This window comes from Paenibacillus sp. G34, assembly GCF_056856875.1.
Genome location: NZ_CM166469.1, coordinates 3821858 through 3840253 on the forward strand (window position 1 = coordinate 3821858; position 18396 = coordinate 3840253).

Below are 18396 nucleotides of genomic sequence, written 5' to 3' on the forward strand. Positions count from 1 at the left end.
GTTGGAGAATAAGATCGGGCTACGTCTTTAATCAATAGACTTTCTAGATAAACAAATTATGATTTGCCTGATCTGCTTGTCCGAGATAGTATCCCACACCGCCAATAACAGCCTGATCGATTAATTCCTCACGTTGTATGCCCATCAGATCCATCGACATCTGGCAAGCCACGATCTCTACCCCTTGATCTATAGCGGATTTCATAAGTTGTTCCAGGGAGGCCACATTGTTTTTTTTCATTAGCCCCCGAATCATCTTCGGTCCTGCACCAAACATATTCATCTTGGAGAGTCCTAGCTTCAGACTGTTACTCGGCAACATCAGATCAAACATGCGGGCCATACCTGTTTTGACAGGTGCCTGCTGCATCTCTTGTTTTCGAATGATATTTAAACCCCAAAAGGTGAAAAACATTGTCACTTTACGTCCGCTGGCTGCAGCTCCATTAGCAATAATAAAGGAGGCGATGGCCTTATCGAGTTCACCACTGAATACGACCATTGTACTTGCTTTTTCGAACTGCTGTGAACCGCTAGTGACAGGTGGAGTATTCTTCGTTAAGACGGCTTCAATCACCCCGCCCTTGTCCCGCTCCAGCTTCAAAACGTCAGAACCTGACATAGTCGCCCAAGCTTTGACATCCTCATAGAATCCCGGATCGGAAGCTCTCACTCGCAGTGTCTGTCCATCTGCCAACTGATCCATTTTTTGTTTCACCTCAATCAAAGGACCAGGACAACTCAAACCACATACATTCAGTTCGTTATCAATTCGTAGCTCATCAGAAGGTGCTGTATACATTTTGTTCTTTTCCTTAGCATCCATTAAAGTTCTCCCTTGGCCTTGATGTTCTTTGCTATTGTGGCTGCCATTATGTTCACTACGACCGGTGTCACCATTCCCGCTTATAGTCGATAAGGTTGCTGGTTTGAATTGTGCCTGACGATAGGTTTTATAACCGCCGCTCAAGTTTTTCGCCTGATAGCCATGTTGACGCAGAATTTGAGTAGCGGTGTAACCACGGAGGCCGACTTGGCAGTAAACCCATATTTCTTTGGAAGCATCCAGCTCCCCCATCCGCTGACGAAGCTCGTCGACCGGAATAGAGAGCGAACCCGGAATGTTACCGTTACGGTGCTCCAGATCACTACGGACATCCACTAATATAGACTGGGCAGGGTCACGTTCCGCCAGTTGATCATACGTGTAAGAATGTACACGTTCATCCAAGATATTTTCGGCAGCATAGCCAGCCATATTAACCGGGTCTTTTGCAGAAGAGTAAGGCGGTGCGTAACTGAGTTCCAGTTCCGTTAGATCTTGCACATTCCCTCCGAAGTGAATTGCCACTGCAATGTCATCGATTCGTTTGTCCACACCTTCGTAACCAACACCTTGTGCACCTAGAATCTTCCCATCTGGAGCAAAGAGCAATTTCAACGTAACTGAACTAGAACCGGGATAATAGGAAGCATGGGATGCTGGGTGTACGATAACACTGCGATAGTCTTTCTTCATTCGTTTGAGCGTCTTTTCATTACTGCCAGTGGATGCTCCCGTCAGACCAAACACTTTAATGATGGACGTACCCTGAGTCCCTTTGTAGGTAGTTTGAAGACCAGCAATTTGATCAGCTACGATACGTCCTTGTTTGTTCGCAGGACCTGCAAGGGGGATGGCAGTCTGCGTGCCATGGATGTAATCTTTCACTTCAATGGCATCGCCGACGGCATATATATGTGGAACACTGCTCTCCATCTTCTCATTGACCAGAATGTGCCCGCGCGGACCGAGAGCTACTCCGCTGCTGTGCAAAAAGGAGGTATCCGGTATAACACCAATAGCGAGAATCACCAAATCAGCAGATAACACAAGTCCGTCTGACAACTCGACACCAATGCCTTGTTCCAACGTACGGAAGCCTTGAACGCGTTGTGAAAATAAAAGCTTCACACCATTCTGCTCCATCTCTTGAGCCATCGCAGCTGCCAGTTCAGGATCAAAAGGAGTTAACACCTGATCATTACCTTCAATCAAAGTTACATCCAGTCCAGCTTCTCTCAAATTCTCAGCCATCTCTACACCGATAAATCCACCGCCAATAACAATCGAACTTCTGTTGTTAGGAGAATTTAATTGTCCTTTGATTCGATCGATATCCGGAATGTTCCGCACGGTATAGATCAATGGATTGTCTTTACCTGGAAGATCAGGCACAAGCGGGCGAGCACCAGGTGACAAAATTAGTTCATCGTAGCTTTCCTCATATTGACCCCCTTCCGCACGGCGCACCTGAACGGTGCGTTTACTAGAGTCAACAGCGATAACCTCGCTCTGTGTACGGACATCGATGTTGAATCGATCCTTCATGCCTTGCGGTGTCTGTACAAGCAGCCTTTCACGCTCTTCGATTGTTCCTCCAATATAATAAGGCAAGCCGCAGTTGGCAAAAGAGATATATGGCCCTTTTTCAAACATAATAATCTCGGCCTGCTCGTCCAGGCGACGGAGGCGCGCAGCAGCAGATGCACCGCCTGCAACACCTCCGACGATTAACACCTTTTTACGTCTATTCATCTTCGCATTCATCCTTTTCAAATAAAATCATGATCAACTGCTCCACACGGGGATCAGCGAGCACGTAATTAACTTCAAGACCATTTCGCTCCGTAGCAACAATGCCTGCACTGCGAAGCTTCTGTAAGTGCTGAGACACCGTTGATTGCGGCAGATCCAAGCATTCCTGCATATATGAAACATTACATTTCTTTTTGCGCATCAAACCACGAACGATACATAAACGCACCGGATGAGAAAGTGCTTTGAGAAACTCCGCCGGTTCGTCAAACTGTTTTAATTGATTCCCATCAAACGCAGGTATATCCAAAATAACCCCTCCTTGAATCGCTATATTGCAATATTACGATATAACGATTTAGTTGTCAATTTTTATTCCCGATTACAACACAAGACTACACCAACATGAATTACATTAAGCTCCCCTGGCGAATAAACCAATGAATGAAAAGTGTTCCTGCATAAAACAAACTCCCGGCCTAATAGCCGGGAGTAAGCTAGTAAAACATTTTGTTCTATTATCTTTTTCATCGGATATAACCATTACCTAGGATATAATCATTACCTACCTTAGATCACATTAGACATATTATTTTCGTTTATCCCGAACTTGTTAAGACTGGTTGTTGCACGTTTGTTTTGGGTGCCGTCATTTTCCCGAGCAAATAGACGAGCAATTGCTGATTGTGCATCGAAATATTGCTTAAGACGGAATTCATAAATTCATTGCGGATGGTTATACCGCGCTTGGTTTCCATTCTGCCCTTGTCTGATAGTGAAACCCACACAATCCGTCTGTCCTGATCATCGCGATCTCTGTATATGAGACCGTTTTTCTCCATTCGATCCAAGAGCATCGTTACAGCAGCTGGTGTTGTTGCTAAAAATGGAATCAAATCAGACGGTTTCATCTTCTCGTGATCCTCAAGCACCTCGAGCACGGCAAGCTGAGCCTCTGTTAACGAAGGGGCCAATTCCTGATCCATATGCAATTTGTAATCCTTGGTTAATCTGGACCAGCATTTAGCGAAATCGGAATTATACATATAAAATCACTCCTCCCGGCAACGGATAATCATTTCATTTGCTTAAGTTTTCGCGCTTCAAAGCCGCATTCCTGCTGCATTTTTTCAATTTCCTAGCGATCGACTATAATCGACGAAGGTTGTTAAACTTCGCTTGATGACGCGCTTCACTACTGCCCAGGAACTACAAAAAAAGACTCTTCACCCGACAGAATCAGCACTGCCAGCAAAGAGTCTTTCTTATGCTTTTTTAAGAGGTTGTCCCTGTTTGATTCTCATTAAAATCCTGAATCAACTCGGTGATTTCATCCTGCTTGTCCACAGGAACAAGTAATTTACCGATATGCTTGCGCTCCGTGATCGGTACGCTTTCGGATGATAACGTATACGTATGTCCATCCTTGGTCATTACCGTTAACTGACGTTGCTCTCTACAGTAGAATGCACCCGCAATACGACTTCCGTTAGGCTTGACACGCTTACCTTCCTTAAATTCGAAGGTAACCACCCCTTTACCGCCACGGCTCTGAAGTGCGTAATCCAGAAGAAGTGAACGTTTACCGTAACCTATGTCAGATACTACAGCAACTTCACCCTCGTCTCCTGCTACCCATAATGCAGAAACAACCTCATCTGTATCTTTTAACTGGATACCACGAACACCACCTGAGACCCGTCCCATCGGATTCACTTCATCCTCGCGGAAACGAATCGCCATCGCTTCTTTGGTAATCAGCATGATGTCTTTCCCACCCGTACTCAAATGTACGGACAGAACTTCGTCATCTTTACCGACTTTACATGCCGCTACGGCTCCAGACCGCTTCGTAATGTACTCCTTCAGTTCGGTTCGTTTAACCTGCCCCTTGCGAGTCACAAATACAAGACTGTGATCTGGCTCTTCGAATGATTTGATTGCCAGGACACTGGTGATTCGATCATCCTTCGCCAGTGGAATCACATTAACAATGGCTGTGCCTGGATCTTTCCATTTGAACTCTGGAACTTGATGTACAGGCAGAAGGAAGTATTGGCCTTTCTGTGTAAACACAAGCAGATTCTCCAGTGTGTTCACTTCCAACACCTGAGAGATATAATCTCCTTCTTTTACACCGCTAGCGCTTCGTTCACCGCCGGAACGTGTGAAGGACTGCATGCTGGAACGTTTGACATATCCCTCTTTGGACAATGTCACAAATACATCTTCAGCATTGACCAACACTTCGAGATTTACTTTAAGTTCCTCCACTTCACCCTGAATAGCGGAGCGACGATCAATTCCGTACTTCTCTTTGATCTCCAGCAGTTCCTTGCGAATGACCCCGATCAGCTTGCGATCACTATCGAGAATCGAGCGTAGCTGTGAAATTTTCTTCATGAGATCATCCAGCTCTTTTTGGAGCGAATTAATCTCGAGATTCGTCAAACGATACAATTGCAAGGTGAGAATAGAATCCGCTTGGCGTTCCGTGAACCCAAACATCCAGATCAGATTATTTTGGGCATCCTGACGGTTTTTCGAAGCTTTAATCGCTGCAATCACTTCATCCAAAATGTTAAGTGCTTTCACGAGCCCCTCCAGGACGTGAGCACGGTCTTCCGCTTTCTCGAGCTCATACTTCGTCCGGAAGGTTACCACTTCGCGTTGGTGAGCGATATAAGCTTCCAAAATGGCTTTTAGGCCAAGCTGCTGCGGTGCTTTATTCACAATCGCAACCATATTGAAGTTGTATGTGACTTGAAGATCGGTTTTTTTCAGCAAATAAGCCAAAATACCTTGTGCATCCGCTTCTTTTTTCAGCTCAACAACGATCCGTAGTCCTTCGCGCCCACTTTCATCACGAACTTCTGCGATGCCTTCAACTTTTTTCTCCAGACGGATGTTCTCCATCGCCGTAACAAGACGGGATTTAACTACCTGATAAGGGATCTCCGTAATGACAATCTGCTGCTTGCCGCCACGCATATTTTCGATTTCGGTTTTGGAACGGATGTAGATCCGTCCTTTACCTGTTCGATATGCATCCAGAATACCGTCGCCGCCCATAATCAAGCCGCCTGTTGGAAAATCAGGTCCCTTAATGAACATCATGATTTCGTCCAGTTCAATGGATGGTTTCTCCATTACAGCGATGCAGGCATCAATTGTTTCACGCAAATTATGTGGTGGAATTTCGGTTGCAAAACCGGATGAAATTCCGCTTACCCCATTAACTAACAGGTTGGGATAACGGGAAGGCAACACAACCGGTTCCTTGGCAGTATTGTCAAAGTTATCTTTGAACAGCACGGTACGTTTCTCAATATCACGGAGCATTTCCATTGCAATGGAAGATAAACGAGCCTCTGTATACCGCATCGCCGCAGCGGGATCATCATCTTGTGAGCCCCAGTTGCCGTGCCCGTCTACAAGCATATGACCCATTTTCCATGGCTGTGCCATCCGCACCATACCTTCATAGATCGAGGAGTCACCATGAGGGTGATAATTACCCATCACATCTCCTACCGTTTTGGCAGATTTACGATATGGCTTTTCCGGTGTATTACCCGAGTCATACATGGCGTAAAGAATACGCCGCTGTACTGGCTTTAATCCATCCCGCACATCGGGAATGGCTCGATCCTGAATAATATATTTGGAGTAGCGACCAAAACGGTCACCAACGACCTCTTCCAGAAAGGCCGGCATAAATTGTTCTGATAGACTCATTCCAAGCACCTTCTATTCTTCGTACTCTGTAAAGTCGACATTCTCTACAATCCAGCGTTTGCGCGGGTCTACTTTGTCACCCATAAGTGTGGATACACGACGCTCCGCTTTGGCTGCATCCACAATCTCCACTTTTAGCATTGCGCGTGTCTCCGGGTTCATCGTTGTTTCCCACAGTTGATCCGGATTCATCTCACCGAGTCCTTTATAACGCTGTAATTCGACATTATTTCCGAACTCTTTCATATAATTCGCAAGTTCTTCATCTGTCCATGCATATCTTACCGTTGCCATCTTGCCGGATTTGCGAGTGAGTTTATATAAAGGCGGCTGCGCAATATATACTTTCCCTGCATCAATTAACGGTTTCATGTAACGGTAAAAGAACGTAAGTAACAGCACCTGAATATGTGCGCCATCTGTATCTGCATCCGTCATGATGATGATTTTGGAATAATTGCTGTCCTCTACGGCAAACTCTGTTCCGATTCCTGCGCCTATTGCTGCTGTAATTGCACGATACTCTTCGTTTTTCAGAATATCCGCCAGCTTGGATTTTTCCGGGTTTAGCGGTTTTCCCTTTAACGGCAAAATGGCCTGTATTTTGGAATCTCGGCCTTGCTTGGCTGAACCACCAGCAGAGTCACCTTCAACAATAAACAACTCATTGCGTGTAAAATCTTTCGACTGCGCTGGCGTCAACTTGCCATTCAGGTTGGAACTTTCACTCCGCTTTTTCCCTGTACGCATCTCGTCACGGGCTTTGCGGGCAGCTTCTCTCGCTTTGGAAGCTTGCACAGCTTTGCGAATCAAAGTCTGTGCCACCTGTGGGTTCTCTTCCAGAAATCGCTGGATATTGTCAGATACCACTGAATCTACTGCACTTCGGGCAGTCGCACTTCCGAGCTGATCTTTCGTCTGTCCGACAAATTCCACCTCTGACATTTTGACACTGATTACGGCCATCATGCCTTCACGCAGATCATTGCCTTCGAGGTTCTTATCCTTTTCCTTAATCATACTGGTACGACGTGCATAGTCATTCATCACACGTGTGTAGGCTGCCCTGAATCCGGTCTCATGCGTACCACCGCCACGTGTTGGAATGGAGTTGACGAACGATGCGATTGTCTCGGTATAACCTGCGTTGTATTGAATCGCAATCTCTACCTCAATGTCATCTTTCTCCGCGTAGAAGTGAATGACATCATGAAGCACATCTTTGTTTTCGTTCAAATATTCAACAAACTGGCTCGCACCGCCCTCGTACATATACTCATCCTGATTGCCTGAACGTTCGTCCTTCAGCACGATTTTCAAGCCCGAGTTCAGGAACGCAATCTCCTGAAGACGCTCTGCCAGTGTATCATAATTCAACTGAATTCCATTCTGAAAAACGCGAATATCCGGTTTAAACGTAACTTTGGTGCCTGTTCGATTGGTATTGCCCAATACGTCAAGACCGGTTACGGGTTCTCCTACATGTTCGACGCCTTTTTTGTCTTGCCAATATTCAAAACGTTGACGATGAATCTTGCCATCCCGGAAGATTTCGACCTCAAGCCACTCCGACAATGCGTTGGTAACCGAAGCCCCTACGCCATGAAGACCACCTGACTTTTTGTATCCTGATCCACCGAACTTACCTCCTGCGTGCAAAATCGTAAACACGACCTGGGGAGTGGGAATCCCTGTTTTATGTATGCCTGTTGGAATTCCCCTTCCGTTATCCTGAACCGTAATAGAACCGTCCTTATGCAGCGTGATATCGATTTTGGAGCAGAATTTGGCAAGGTGCTCATCGACAGCGTTGTCTACGATCTCCCATACCAAATGATGTAGACCTGAAGTACTGGTGCTGCCGATATACATCCCCGGCCGTTTCCGAACTGCTACCAGTCCTTCAAGTACTTGAATGTCGTCCGCGTCGTAGCCCGAGGCGCCTTGTCCTCCGCCTGTCGAACCTGCCGACATATCGATTTGCTCGACCATTCATGCTCCCCCTTCTTAACTTGAAACTACAAAAATGCCTGAAATGCAAACAGATGTTTTCTTATCCTTGTCCATTTTAATTCAAGATATCCCGTTTCGTAAAGACAAGGAATGATACAATGAGTGATGCAACGCCCCAAACGCTAAGCACAACAAGGGAAAATCCAAGGTTCATGCCTTCAATTGGCGGTAATCCGCCAGACAAATAATCAGGCAGTTCCAGGTTAACCATGAACAAATATTTCGCCGTTTCCCATGAAGCTGCCATATTGGTTAGAATCGTTCCAGCGATCAGCGCTGCCATCATAATGACGATACTTGCCGCTGTACTGCGAACAAGAACCGATACCATAAAGGCTAGCATCGCCACGATGATACTCACAAACCAGATCAAACCCGCTTGCATCAACATGTACTGCCACTGACTTACCGCATGAACAGCGGACATATCAACTTCCGTGCCAACAACTTTAAATCCAGTGAACACAGGCATGCCGAAACCTTTGTAACCAAAAACAGCTCCGGATATCCCGTAACAGATCACATAAGCAGAAACGACGATGATCGAGACAAACATGATCAATGTAACCAGTTTGCTAAGAAGTACTTTCCAACGTCTGACGGGGCGAGTCAGTAGCATTTTTATCGTACCTGTCGTCCGTTCGCCGGATACCAAGTCTGAAGCAATCGCCATAATCAAAAGAGGGATAAATAATCCAACGGCATTGTTCATAAACTCTCTCGTAAACGTTACTCCGCCTGGCTCTTTGGGATTAATGTTATTTTCCAGATAGTATTGCATCTGCTGGATATATACGGTTCTGTACTTTTTGTACTCTTCCGGAACCCGATCACTGCCTAGCGAGTTCTGATTATCCGTGATGGCTTGCTGTAATTCGAGTCTCCAGTCACCACCAAACTTATCCTGATTATTTTGAGCTGATTTCATCTGTGCATACGTGAACATCGGTACAAGGATGGCCAGAACGATGAAAATAATATAAAGACGTTTCTTCTTGACCATCTTGATGGTCTCGTTACGGATGAGCGGCATAATATTATTCAATGGATTCACCTTCTGTCATTTTTAGGAATAGTTGTTCAAGTGTAGGCTGAATCCGTTGCACGCCTTCAACCTGTATACCTGCCTGAACCATCTGCTGTACCAGCTCCGGAATCCGTTCTTCATGCATCTCCGCAACGACCGCATTGGCACCCAGCCCTGCAACAATCGTGTCATCCATGACATCTCCTGGGCGACTAACCAGCGTAATCCCCTGGTCAAGTAATATCTGACGGCCTGCATCAAATGGTGTAAGATGCCATATTGCCACTTTGGAATGATCCTCAATCAGTTCGTTTACCCCACCGACCGCGAGTACACGACCCGCACTGATAATTGCAACCCTGTCACATAGAAGCTGAATTTCACTTAACAAGTGACTGCTGACAAATACAGCCATTCCCTCACTGGCAAGCTGTTTAATAAACTCCCTTAACTCCTTGATCCCTTTGGGATCAAGTCCATTCGTCGGTTCATCCAGAATCAGCAAACGTGGTCTTCCGAGTAATGCTTGGGCTATGCCGAGCCGCTGTCGCATACCGAGCGAATACGTTCTGACTTTATCATGAATACGTTGATCCAATCGAACGATGTTGACCACTTCCTGAATACGATCATGATCGACACCTGGCTGCATCCGGGCAAAATGCTCCAGGTTCTCCCAACCCGTCAAATATGTATAGACCTCGGGATTTTCCACAATGGAACCGACATATTTCAGCGCTCGTTCGGGATCACGGTTCACATCGTAACCACAGACCGCAATTTTTCCTTCTGTAGGTTTGATCAGATCAACCAGCATACGAATTGTTGTGGTTTTCCCCGCTCCATTGGGTCCCAAAAAACCGAAAATCTCACCAGGTTTGACGTCAAACGTGACATCTTTAATAATCCATTTCCGTCCGATTTTTTTCTTCAAATTCTGTACGGACAAGACGGAATCATACTGCTTTTCTTTTTCTGCCATTTATTTCGAGCTCCCCTCTGCCGATTTAGGTCCCCGATATTCCTGTGCAATGCGAACAGCCATCTGCTGGTACCCTTGTCCATTGGGATGGAAATGGTCAGATGAGAGATACTCGTCCAGATGATTTTCAAACAGGTCAAAGGTTGGCACAAGCGTCATGTTATCTTCATTGTTCAAAATCGACATTGCTGCATCGTTCCAAGCAGCAACGACCGCATTTCCTGGCTTCTCCAGCTCTTTCACATTGCCAAACGGATTGTACAATCCAATATAAGCAATCTGGGCATTCGGATTGATTTCTTTCACTTTCTTCAAAATTTCCTGCAACCTTTTCGAAGTCTCAGGCAATGCAGCAGCCAGTTTCTCAGCCGTTGGTGGGTCTTCACCCTGAAGAACCTGTCCACCCTGGAACAGATCATTGGCACCGATGGAGAGTAAAATAAAGTTCGATTGTTGCAACACGTATTTAACCCCTTGTTCATCCAGCTTTTTTAACAACGCATCCGTTCGGAGTCCGTTTACTCCCAGGTTGTTGAGCACTTGTACATCATGCCCCTCATCTTTGAGCAGATTAGCTGCGCGTCTTACAAAGCCCAGTCCTTCATCATCCCCTGTGCCTCTGGCAAGGGAATCGCCAATTACAGCCATTCGAATCTTACCATCTTCTACAATCGCTTTATTACTGCCATTTTGCGATTCTTGAGCTGGCGTGGCTGCCTTTTGGCCATCATTTAAGGTTGAATCTCCTTGTGGAAAAATAACATCTTTTATGGCGTAGCCGAATCCGAATATAAGCAACAATGTTGCTAGAATCGATAGGGTACTAACACTTCTCCAGATCCAAGGGGCTGAATCAAGATTTTTGTTCTTTTTCATCCATCACATCTCCAGTCAGGTGCTTATAATTTATAATGGCTTTTACATCAAGATATTGCTTATTCTAAATAACATAAATCTTCTGTCGTTAATTTGCAAACTTTGCGGCTGTATTCAGCAAACAGACGTTTACACAGCTCAAAAAATGGAAAAAAGCCATAGTACACACAGCTTTTCGGCCATGTGCACATATGACTTTTTTATTATAAAGTAATTTATAGATTATTCATTTCCAGTTCTTATTTACCGATAAACTCTTGAGCCCAGTAACCGTTATAGAAGCCTACACCGATATGCGTGAAGTTTTTACTGAGGATGTTTGCACGGTGACCCGCACTGTTCATCCAAGCTGTTACCACTTCCTGAGGTGTTTTTTGACCTTTAGCGATATTTTCCCCAGCATAGCTGTAAGTTACCCCAAATTGTTTCATCATATCAAACGGAGAACCGTACGTCGGGGACTGGTGATCAAAATAGTTATTGTTGCTCATATCTTTAACTTTTGCCATAGCAACTTTGTCCAGAAGTGCGTCGGATGCCAGCGCACCGAGACCTGCTTTGGCACGTTCAGCATTCACGAGTTTTACCACTTGTGTAGCAAAATCGGATTGTGTGCTTTGTGTACCACCGTTATTACCTGTGCTTGAAGGATCTTTAGCTGGTGTTGTCGTTGCCGGTTTCTCTTCTTGTACGGGCTTAGCAGGTGTGCTTGGTTGCTCAGGCTTAGACACAGGCTGTGTAGTTGGTTGCTCAACTGCTTGACCTTCAGAAGCTTTGTAACCGTTTTGCTTCAGCCATTGCTCAATATAAGCTTTCAAGCTATTTGCATCGACCACTTTATACGTTGTAACCGTCGTTGCTTTATATGTTGAATCTGCAGCAGACGCGGAGGCAGGAAGCATAATCCCTACGGCGAGTGCAGCTGTCAGACTGCCTGTCACAACTTTTTTCATCCAGTTCTTCTTCAAATTCATTCATCTCCTTAGAATTAATTATTACAACTTTGTAATGTTTACTCTAGCAGTATATCAATTCATCAGGAGATTGTGAACCCGTAAATACTGGAAAAATGACTTTTTTGTCATCATTGATTGTTTCAAGCTACCTTAAAACGTTTATATATGCATCCTGTATCGTAATTGCACAATCCTTTGAAAAGTCTATATGTCCTTTTCACGCCTGCTTTTGAGACCTTTGCGCGATATTACATATAAAAAAAAGGCACTCAGTCAAGTTCACACTTGCTGAATGCCGTTTCATCTATTATAAAAGAACTTTACTGAAACGATAGCCTTTTTTCTGGAAACCAATATGCTCATAAAAGGAATACGTTGTTGAAGTCACTTCACGGTTGGCACCGGTGACAAACAATTGCTTACCACCTTGCTTTTTGCCCCAATCTTCAGCACGGGCCATTAGACGACGGCCAATACCACTGCCGCGATGTTCCTGAGCAACAATCAAAGATGTAATTTGGGCAGCAGGTTCGGGATAGGCATGACTTTGAACACATTGCAAGCCAATCACACCAATAATCTGTTCATCCACTTCGGCAACAAGCATGCACGCGTTAGGATTGCTCTCCATACCCTCAATGCGTTCTTTCATAACATTGGTTGTTGTTGGATAGCTGACCTCTCGCATCAATCCTGTTACTGCTTCAGCATCTCGCAGTTCACACTCTCGGATCATCAGTACAGGGGCCTCCACATTATTGGACATGATTTACCTCCACTTTCAGCATATTTGCGGCTTGAACCGCTGTTTTACGAGCTTCTTCCACATCTGTTCCAGCGCTAAGAGCAACCGCCATCCGGCGTCCTTGTTTCGTCTCAGGTTTGCCAAACACACGAACCTGAGTACGAGGTAAAGCCAGCGCATCTTCAATTCCACCTATCGTGAAATCCGATGTTTCAACATCGGCCTTCAGCGTCGCTGAAGCTCCCGGTGTTAGCAAATGTACTTCTGTGACGGGAAAACCAAGAATGGCACGTACATGAAGTGCGAATTCTGAACTATCCTGTGTAACCATCGTGACCATACCTGTATCGTGCGGACGCGGTGATATCTCACTAAACACCACACCATCAGAAGTCAAAAACAGTTCAACACCAAAAAGCCCATATCCGCCAAGCTCATCCGTAACCGTCTTCGCGATGTGACATGCCTGCTCCCATTGCTGAGAAGTCATCACGTGAGGTTGCCACGATTCGACATAATCCCCATCTTTCTGAATGTGGCCGATCGGTGGACAAAACACAGTACCTGATACCGATCTGACGGTAAGTAACGTAATTTCACTTTCAAATTTCACAAAGCTTTCCACGATAACACGCACGGATTTGCCTCTTGCTCCCGAAAGTGCAATGTCCCAGCAATCCGCTGCGTCTTCTGGTACTCGGCATACACTCTGACCTTTACCAGACGAACTCATCAGTGGTTTGATCACACAAGGTGTACCCAGCTCACGAACAGCCTCTTGCAGCTGTTCCAAACTATCCGCAAAGAGATAAGCTGCTGTAGGAAGGTTCAATTGTTCTGCGGCCAGACGACGTATGCCTTCGCGATCCATAGTCAAACGGGCAGCACGGGCCGTTGGTACGACACAAAAGCCTTCTTCCTCAAGTTCTAGCAGCGCCTCAGTTGCAATGGCTTCAATCTCAGGTACGATGTAATGCGGTTGTTCCTGTCGGATCAATTGTTTCAATGCCTCGCCATCTAACATGTCGATGCAGTAAGATCGATGTGCGACCTGCATGGCCGGTGCATTCTGGTAACGATCAACAGCGATCGTTTCCACACCGAGACGTGCGGCCTCAATGACGACCTCTTTACCCAATTCTCCGCTGCCTAGCAGCAGCATTTTTTTGGCTTGAGCCGAAAAAGGAGCACCCCACATGTTCTTTCCAATCCTCCCAAAGAGAAATCTTCTATATCTGTCTCTCTATTTTCGGGGTTTTGGTTAAAGATTGCAAGAGTACTCCCTATTTTTCTTGTGAATTTTACAAGATTTTTTGTGTTTTTTCGATCAATTTTTACAAATTGCATTTCCGGATTCGATACTCTTTCCATTCCTCCCAATTTTAAGGAAATAAAATCAAAGAAGCTTACAACCTCATTTTTCCTGTTATTTAATTTAACGTTTTAATGAGTCACTTTTCTCCAAATCACGATTTTTCTCCCGAAACAGTTCATTGTGTGAGGAAACATAGGCCATTCCGGCCGCAGTCGGTTCTACGTATGTTTTAGCACTGTTGACCGCAACAATCGCATCATTAAAAGCCCCCGCAATCAATCGTACTTTCCCTTCTCTTTCCGCGCAGTCTCCTGCTGTAAAAATGCCTGGCATGTTCGTTTCACCCAGTTGGTTCATAGCAACCAACCCTTCATTCATCACCAAACCGCAGCGAGCAAGATTGCTTGCCTGACTCGTATAACCATGACTTATAATGACTTCATCAACTTCAAGACGTATGCTCTCATCTATAGCTGGATTGGATATAGCGACTTGATGTATACGCTCCCCATTACCATACAAGCGTTCAATCTGGAAGGGGGTATGCACCTTTACCCTGCTTCTCATTTGCTTCACATGATGTTCCATCGCACGAAAAGCTTCCTGTCTGTGAACAACGGTTACCGTCTCAGCCAGTTCTGCCAGTTCAAGAGCCCAATCCACAGCACTGTTGCCACCGCCTGAAATCAATACTTTCTTTCCTGCAAAATAATTCAGATTCTGCACTGTATAATGCAGATTACTACGTTCATACTCATGCGCAGTGTCCAGTTCCAGCTTCTGCACCTCGGCAATCCCTCGACCGATGGCAACAATAACACTTCTCGTATAATGCACTTCACCCGTAACGGTCTGCAGTACAATCACTCCGTCGTCCAGCCTGGATATTGCATCCACACTTTGGTTGAACACAACCGTCGGTTCAAATGTCTCCGCTTGCTGGACTAACCAGTCAATCAGCTTGGCACATTTCATAGGCGGAAGTCCGCCCACATCCCATATCGTTTTATCGGAATAGGTCTGTAAAAAACCGCCTAACTGATCCTTTCCTTCAATCAGCTTCACTTTCATTTCGCGCATACCTGCATAAAAAGCCGCATAAATTCCTGCCGGACCACCGCCGATAATCGTTACATCAAAAATATCCTGATCATGCATGACTTAACACATCCTATCTTATGTTTACCGCACATATGAATCATGAGGCATCAAAGCCATTTCCAGATGTTTATTTGTTTTTCTCTTCAAAAGCAGCAACAAGATCATCGATTGCATAATTATCTGACATCGGTGCCATTCCAAGATTGAACCACTCTTTGCCGCCTACAAGATATACATGGTTGTTTTTTACGGCCTTCAGGTTTTTCCAGATGGATGTACTCATCATGTCTTTATACTTCTTCTGAATTTCCGGATTTTCCTCATCATCAAGCTGGATAATCAGATGATCTGCGTCATACTCTGGCAATACTTCCATTGAAATAGACAATCCAGTTTCATCTTTTGGAAAATTGCTCACTGGTTTTAAACCCAACCGTTTGTGGACAAAAGCACCCCGAGAAAGATTGGGACCATTCAAAACAATCTCTTTCTCCATCACTCGAACATATAACACCGTTTCATCACCGATGAGGCCGTGCAGCTTGTCTGCTCCTTCTTTTTCATGTTGCTTGAGATCTTCCAAAACATGCTTGGCCTCTGTTTCCTTGCCAAAAACCGCGGCGATATCATGTAGTTCTTCAGGCCATTCTTCACGCTCTGGCAGAAGCACGGTTGGTGCAATTTGCGAAAGCTGATCATAATCTTTCTTCGACCACCATGAAGGCGCAATAATCAAGTCGGGATTAGCCTCAAGGATCGCTTCAAAATTAGGCGTTTTCCCAATGCCCATCTTCATTGTATTTTTAAACGGCTCCTGCAGATATTTGGGAAAATCATCATGATAATTTTGTACGGCTACGGGAACGATGCCAAGTGCATATAACAGTTCTGGGTATACGACGGATAATCCAACTACACGCTGTGGAGATTTAGGGATCGTTATTTCGCCCATCTCCGTCTGAACGATTCTGTCTTCGCCTTCCTGTTGTTGCCCAGTATCCTTTGGTTTTGCTGCCGCACCAGATGATGTTTTTGTGCCCTCCCCGGAACCAGATGTTTCTGGCCCAGCAGCCTGTCCACATGCGCTCAGTAACAATAACATCAGAATAACCCCTGTTATTACCCACAATTTTGACTTCATTTCTTATGTACCTCCTATATGTGATAAATATGATAAAGAATAATCAATAATAATTATCATTATCAATTAGATATAGGAGTAGTATATTAAATAACTGCCCTGCAGGATATTGACGATTCCGACTTTATATTATGGACGATGTTGCCACAGCTTTAACACTTCATCCAGCATCAGTTCATGTGTAAAGGCCGTATAGTCCAGTAAAACACCTGGAATTAGCATGTCAATACACTCGTTTTGCGCTGCTTTTGTAACCATCCACATCTCGGACTGCTGCATTTCTGCCCACGTTTGTCTCGATTCTTCATCTTCGCTTACAATAACCAGTGCTCTATCGATCGACAACCCCGCCAAATCATGAAGATTCAAATGGTCCTTGTGCCAAATACGCTCTATTCCCTCTGGCGCCAAGAGCTGCAGATCCAAATAAAACACCGAAGCAATCGTCTTCGGATTCATAGCCTGTATGACGTTCCCCTGCACACTCAGCACAATAAGCCGGTCTTGGCGAATTTGCTCCGATAACTGGGATCGCACCACCGCAGCTTTTTGTTCGTATCTTTCCAGCCAGACTTCAGCAGCCGCAAGCCGATTCATGAACCGAGCTGCAGTTCGGAGATGATCCCGCCAATCTCCATCCGACTTCGAAAGCAAACAAACAGGTGCCAGTGAATTTAATCGCCGGCTCATGCTCTCTGACAATTCTTCACGAACTGCTACAATATAATCGGGACGAATTGCCTTCAATTGTTCCAGGCAGCTGTCCTCATCCTCGAGGAGAGGCACTACTTTATCCGTTTCGTACTTTCGCCTGTAATAGGCTGTCCATGGGTGATTCTCGGAGGCAGCGCAGGGTACAATCTGAAGAGCCAGCAACGTTCCAATGCCAAGTGAATGAATCGTAGCAATACGCTGTTTGCTATTGCGTATAAAAGCTGCTGGCGGAAGACCTGAGATTTGTTTGAATTTCCGGCGAAAATACATTTCGTCCTGAAACCCGACACAAGCCGCTATTTCCTTTAGGCGAGGACTGTAATCATTCCTCATCATTATCTGAGCCTGCTTGATCCGATATATGGTCAAATAGTCCATGGCGCTGCACCCATACATTTTTTTAAATAAACGCATGAAATGACGAGAACTCATCCGGGCAACCTCAGCCATGTTCTGTATCGTGATTTTCTCCATATAATGTTGTTCTATATAAGATTTGACCTGTTCAATAGGCAAAATGGGGGTGGGTGATTGCAGTACATGAAGCATATCATTGAATATCGTGTAAAGCAGCTCCTGAAAACGTACCTGACCATAATAACGCCGTAACCCGTTCCCCTCGCGAATCAGCTGACCGATCTCCTGACATAACAAATTTACCGCCACTGGTGAGCTGCACCTGATTGCACCGTCGTTCATGCGCATGCACATCTGCTTCATCATCGCCTGAGTGGACGCTTCACTCGTCTCTCCATCGTATAAAACGCTGAATTTGATCTGGTACAATCCTCGTTCACCTCTCGCATGAACCTCTGCTTCGACCAGTTGTCCAGGCAAACCGATATAGATCGCTCCGCTTCTGAGTTCAATAAATTGACCGTCCACGGTGATCCATCCCTCACCTTCTGCAATGAACAGCATCATATAAGTATCGAGAAAATGTTTTCCCAGCCGCCAGATCGATTCTGGATATTCTGATTCAGCCGACTCTAATTCAATTAGCTTGAAATGTAGCTGATCCAGCATATCAAAAGATGGGTATAGTCTAGCCTGTTCTGTGGCTTTGATCTGCATGCTTTTCCTCCAGACATCTCTTCAGTGCTCTATTTATATTTAAAATATAACATAATTTTCGGGAATGGTTTCAGATCCCGATGTAAGAAACACATTGAGAGCAGATCATGGGGACACGTCCAGCGCTTAACATTCA

The 18396-nt window shown here is 45.2% G+C and carries 14 protein-coding genes; all 14 read right to left on the reverse strand.

What is annotated here, in order from left to right; genetic code table 11:
* Positions 1–43 precede the first annotated feature (43 nt).
* On the reverse strand, positions 44–2578 hold the full coding sequence (locus AC1VYS_RS17245; protein WP_482910725.1) for an FAD-dependent oxidoreductase: 2535 nt from the start codon (positions 2576–2578) through the stop codon (positions 44–46).
* On the reverse strand, positions 2571–2888 hold the full coding sequence (locus AC1VYS_RS17250; protein ID WP_441922571.1) for an ArsR/SmtB family transcription factor: 318 nt from the start codon (positions 2886–2888) through the stop codon (positions 2571–2573). Before AC1VYS_RS17250 ends, AC1VYS_RS17245 begins: the two co-directional genes overlap by 8 nt.
* Before the next feature lie 289 nt (positions 2889–3177).
* On the reverse strand, positions 3178–3624 hold the full coding sequence (locus AC1VYS_RS17255; RefSeq protein WP_482910726.1) for a MarR family winged helix-turn-helix transcriptional regulator: 447 nt from the start codon (positions 3622–3624) through the stop codon (positions 3178–3180).
* Positions 3625–3853: 229 nt separating this feature from the next.
* Entirely contained in the window at positions 3854–6316 is a 2463-nt protein-coding gene (gene gyrA / locus AC1VYS_RS17260) for a DNA gyrase subunit A (RefSeq protein WP_482910727.1), read from the reverse strand.
* A gap of 12 nt (positions 6317–6328) precedes the next feature.
* Positions 6329–8308 (reverse strand): DNA topoisomerase IV subunit B, encoded by a 1980-nt coding sequence (parE, locus tag AC1VYS_RS17265; protein ID WP_482910728.1) that lies wholly within the window; start codon positions 8306–8308, stop codon positions 6329–6331.
* A 76-nt stretch (positions 8309–8384) separates the two neighbouring features.
* Entirely contained in the window at positions 8385–9374 is a 990-nt protein-coding gene (locus tag AC1VYS_RS17270) for an ABC transporter permease (protein ID WP_482910729.1), read from the reverse strand.
* The gene (locus AC1VYS_RS17275; protein WP_482910730.1) at positions 9367–10338 is read right to left on the reverse strand and encodes an ABC transporter ATP-binding protein; all 972 of its coding nucleotides are present in this window, start codon (positions 10336–10338) and stop codon (positions 9367–9369) included. The genes AC1VYS_RS17270 and AC1VYS_RS17275 overlap by 8 nt, the downstream gene beginning before the upstream one ends.
* On the reverse strand, positions 10339–11214 hold the full coding sequence (locus AC1VYS_RS17280) for a GDSL-type esterase/lipase family protein (protein WP_482910731.1): 876 nt from the start codon (positions 11212–11214) through the stop codon (positions 10339–10341).
* 239 nt (positions 11215–11453) lie between these two features.
* Positions 11454–12182 (reverse strand): CAP domain-containing protein, encoded by a 729-nt coding sequence (locus AC1VYS_RS17285; protein WP_482910732.1) that lies wholly within the window; start codon positions 12180–12182, stop codon positions 11454–11456.
* Positions 12183–12477: 295 nt separating this feature from the next.
* Entirely contained in the window at positions 12478–12936 is a 459-nt protein-coding gene (locus tag AC1VYS_RS17290; protein WP_482910733.1) for a GNAT family N-acetyltransferase, read from the reverse strand.
* Positions 12926–14113, reverse strand: coding sequence for a formate-dependent phosphoribosylglycinamide formyltransferase (purT, locus tag AC1VYS_RS17295; protein ID WP_482910734.1), 1188 nt, complete (start codon positions 14111–14113; stop codon positions 12926–12928). Before purT ends, AC1VYS_RS17290 begins: the two co-directional genes overlap by 11 nt.
* 237 nt (positions 14114–14350) lie before the next feature.
* Complete coding sequence (locus AC1VYS_RS17300) at positions 14351–15388, reverse strand: NAD(P)/FAD-dependent oxidoreductase (protein ID WP_482910735.1); 1038 nt, start codon at positions 15386–15388, stop codon at positions 14351–14353.
* Between the two features lie 70 nt (positions 15389–15458).
* A complete protein-coding gene (locus AC1VYS_RS17305) occupies positions 15459–16472 on the reverse strand; it encodes an ABC transporter substrate-binding protein (protein WP_482910736.1) in 1014 nt (337 codons plus the stop codon).
* A gap of 129 nt (positions 16473–16601) precedes the next feature.
* Positions 16602–18260: an AraC family transcriptional regulator gene (locus AC1VYS_RS17310; RefSeq protein WP_482910737.1), complete on the reverse strand. Its 1659-nt coding sequence runs from the start codon at positions 18258–18260 to the stop codon at positions 16602–16604.
* Positions 18261–18396 lie beyond the last annotated feature (136 nt).

Excerpts from the sequence above, each read along its gene's own strand:
- AC1VYS_RS17245 (WP_482910725.1), bottom strand. The coding sequence starts at position 2,578 with ATGAATAGACGTAAAAAGGTGTTAATCGTCGGAGGTGTTGCAGGCGGT.
- AC1VYS_RS17255 (WP_482910726.1), bottom strand. The coding sequence starts at position 3,624 with ATGTATAATTCCGATTTCGCTAAATGCTGGTCCAGATTAACCAAGGAT.
- gyrA (WP_482910727.1), bottom strand. The coding sequence starts at position 6,316 with ATGAGTCTATCAGAACAATTTATGCCGGCCTTTCTGGAAGAGGTCGTT.
- parE (WP_482910728.1), bottom strand. The coding sequence starts at position 8,308 with ATGGTCGAGCAAATCGATATGTCGGCAGGTTCGACAGGCGGAGGACAA.
- AC1VYS_RS17275 (WP_482910730.1), bottom strand. The coding sequence starts at position 10,338 with ATGGCAGAAAAAGAAAAGCAGTATGATTCCGTCTTGTCCGTACAGAAT.
- AC1VYS_RS17280 (WP_482910731.1), bottom strand. The coding sequence starts at position 11,214 with ATGAAAAAGAACAAAAATCTTGATTCAGCCCCTTGGATCTGGAGAAGT.
- AC1VYS_RS17290 (WP_482910733.1), bottom strand. The coding sequence starts at position 12,936 with ATGTCCAATAATGTGGAGGCCCCTGTACTGATGATCCGAGAGTGTGAA.
- purT (WP_482910734.1), bottom strand. The coding sequence starts at position 14,113 with ATGTGGGGTGCTCCTTTTTCGGCTCAAGCCAAAAAAATGCTGCTGCTA.
- AC1VYS_RS17300 (WP_482910735.1), bottom strand. The coding sequence starts at position 15,388 with ATGCATGATCAGGATATTTTTGATGTAACGATTATCGGCGGTGGTCCG.
- AC1VYS_RS17305 (WP_482910736.1), bottom strand. The coding sequence starts at position 16,472 with ATGAAGTCAAAATTGTGGGTAATAACAGGGGTTATTCTGATGTTATTG.
- AC1VYS_RS17310 (WP_482910737.1), bottom strand. The coding sequence starts at position 18,260 with ATGCAGATCAAAGCCACAGAACAGGCTAGACTATACCCATCTTTTGAT.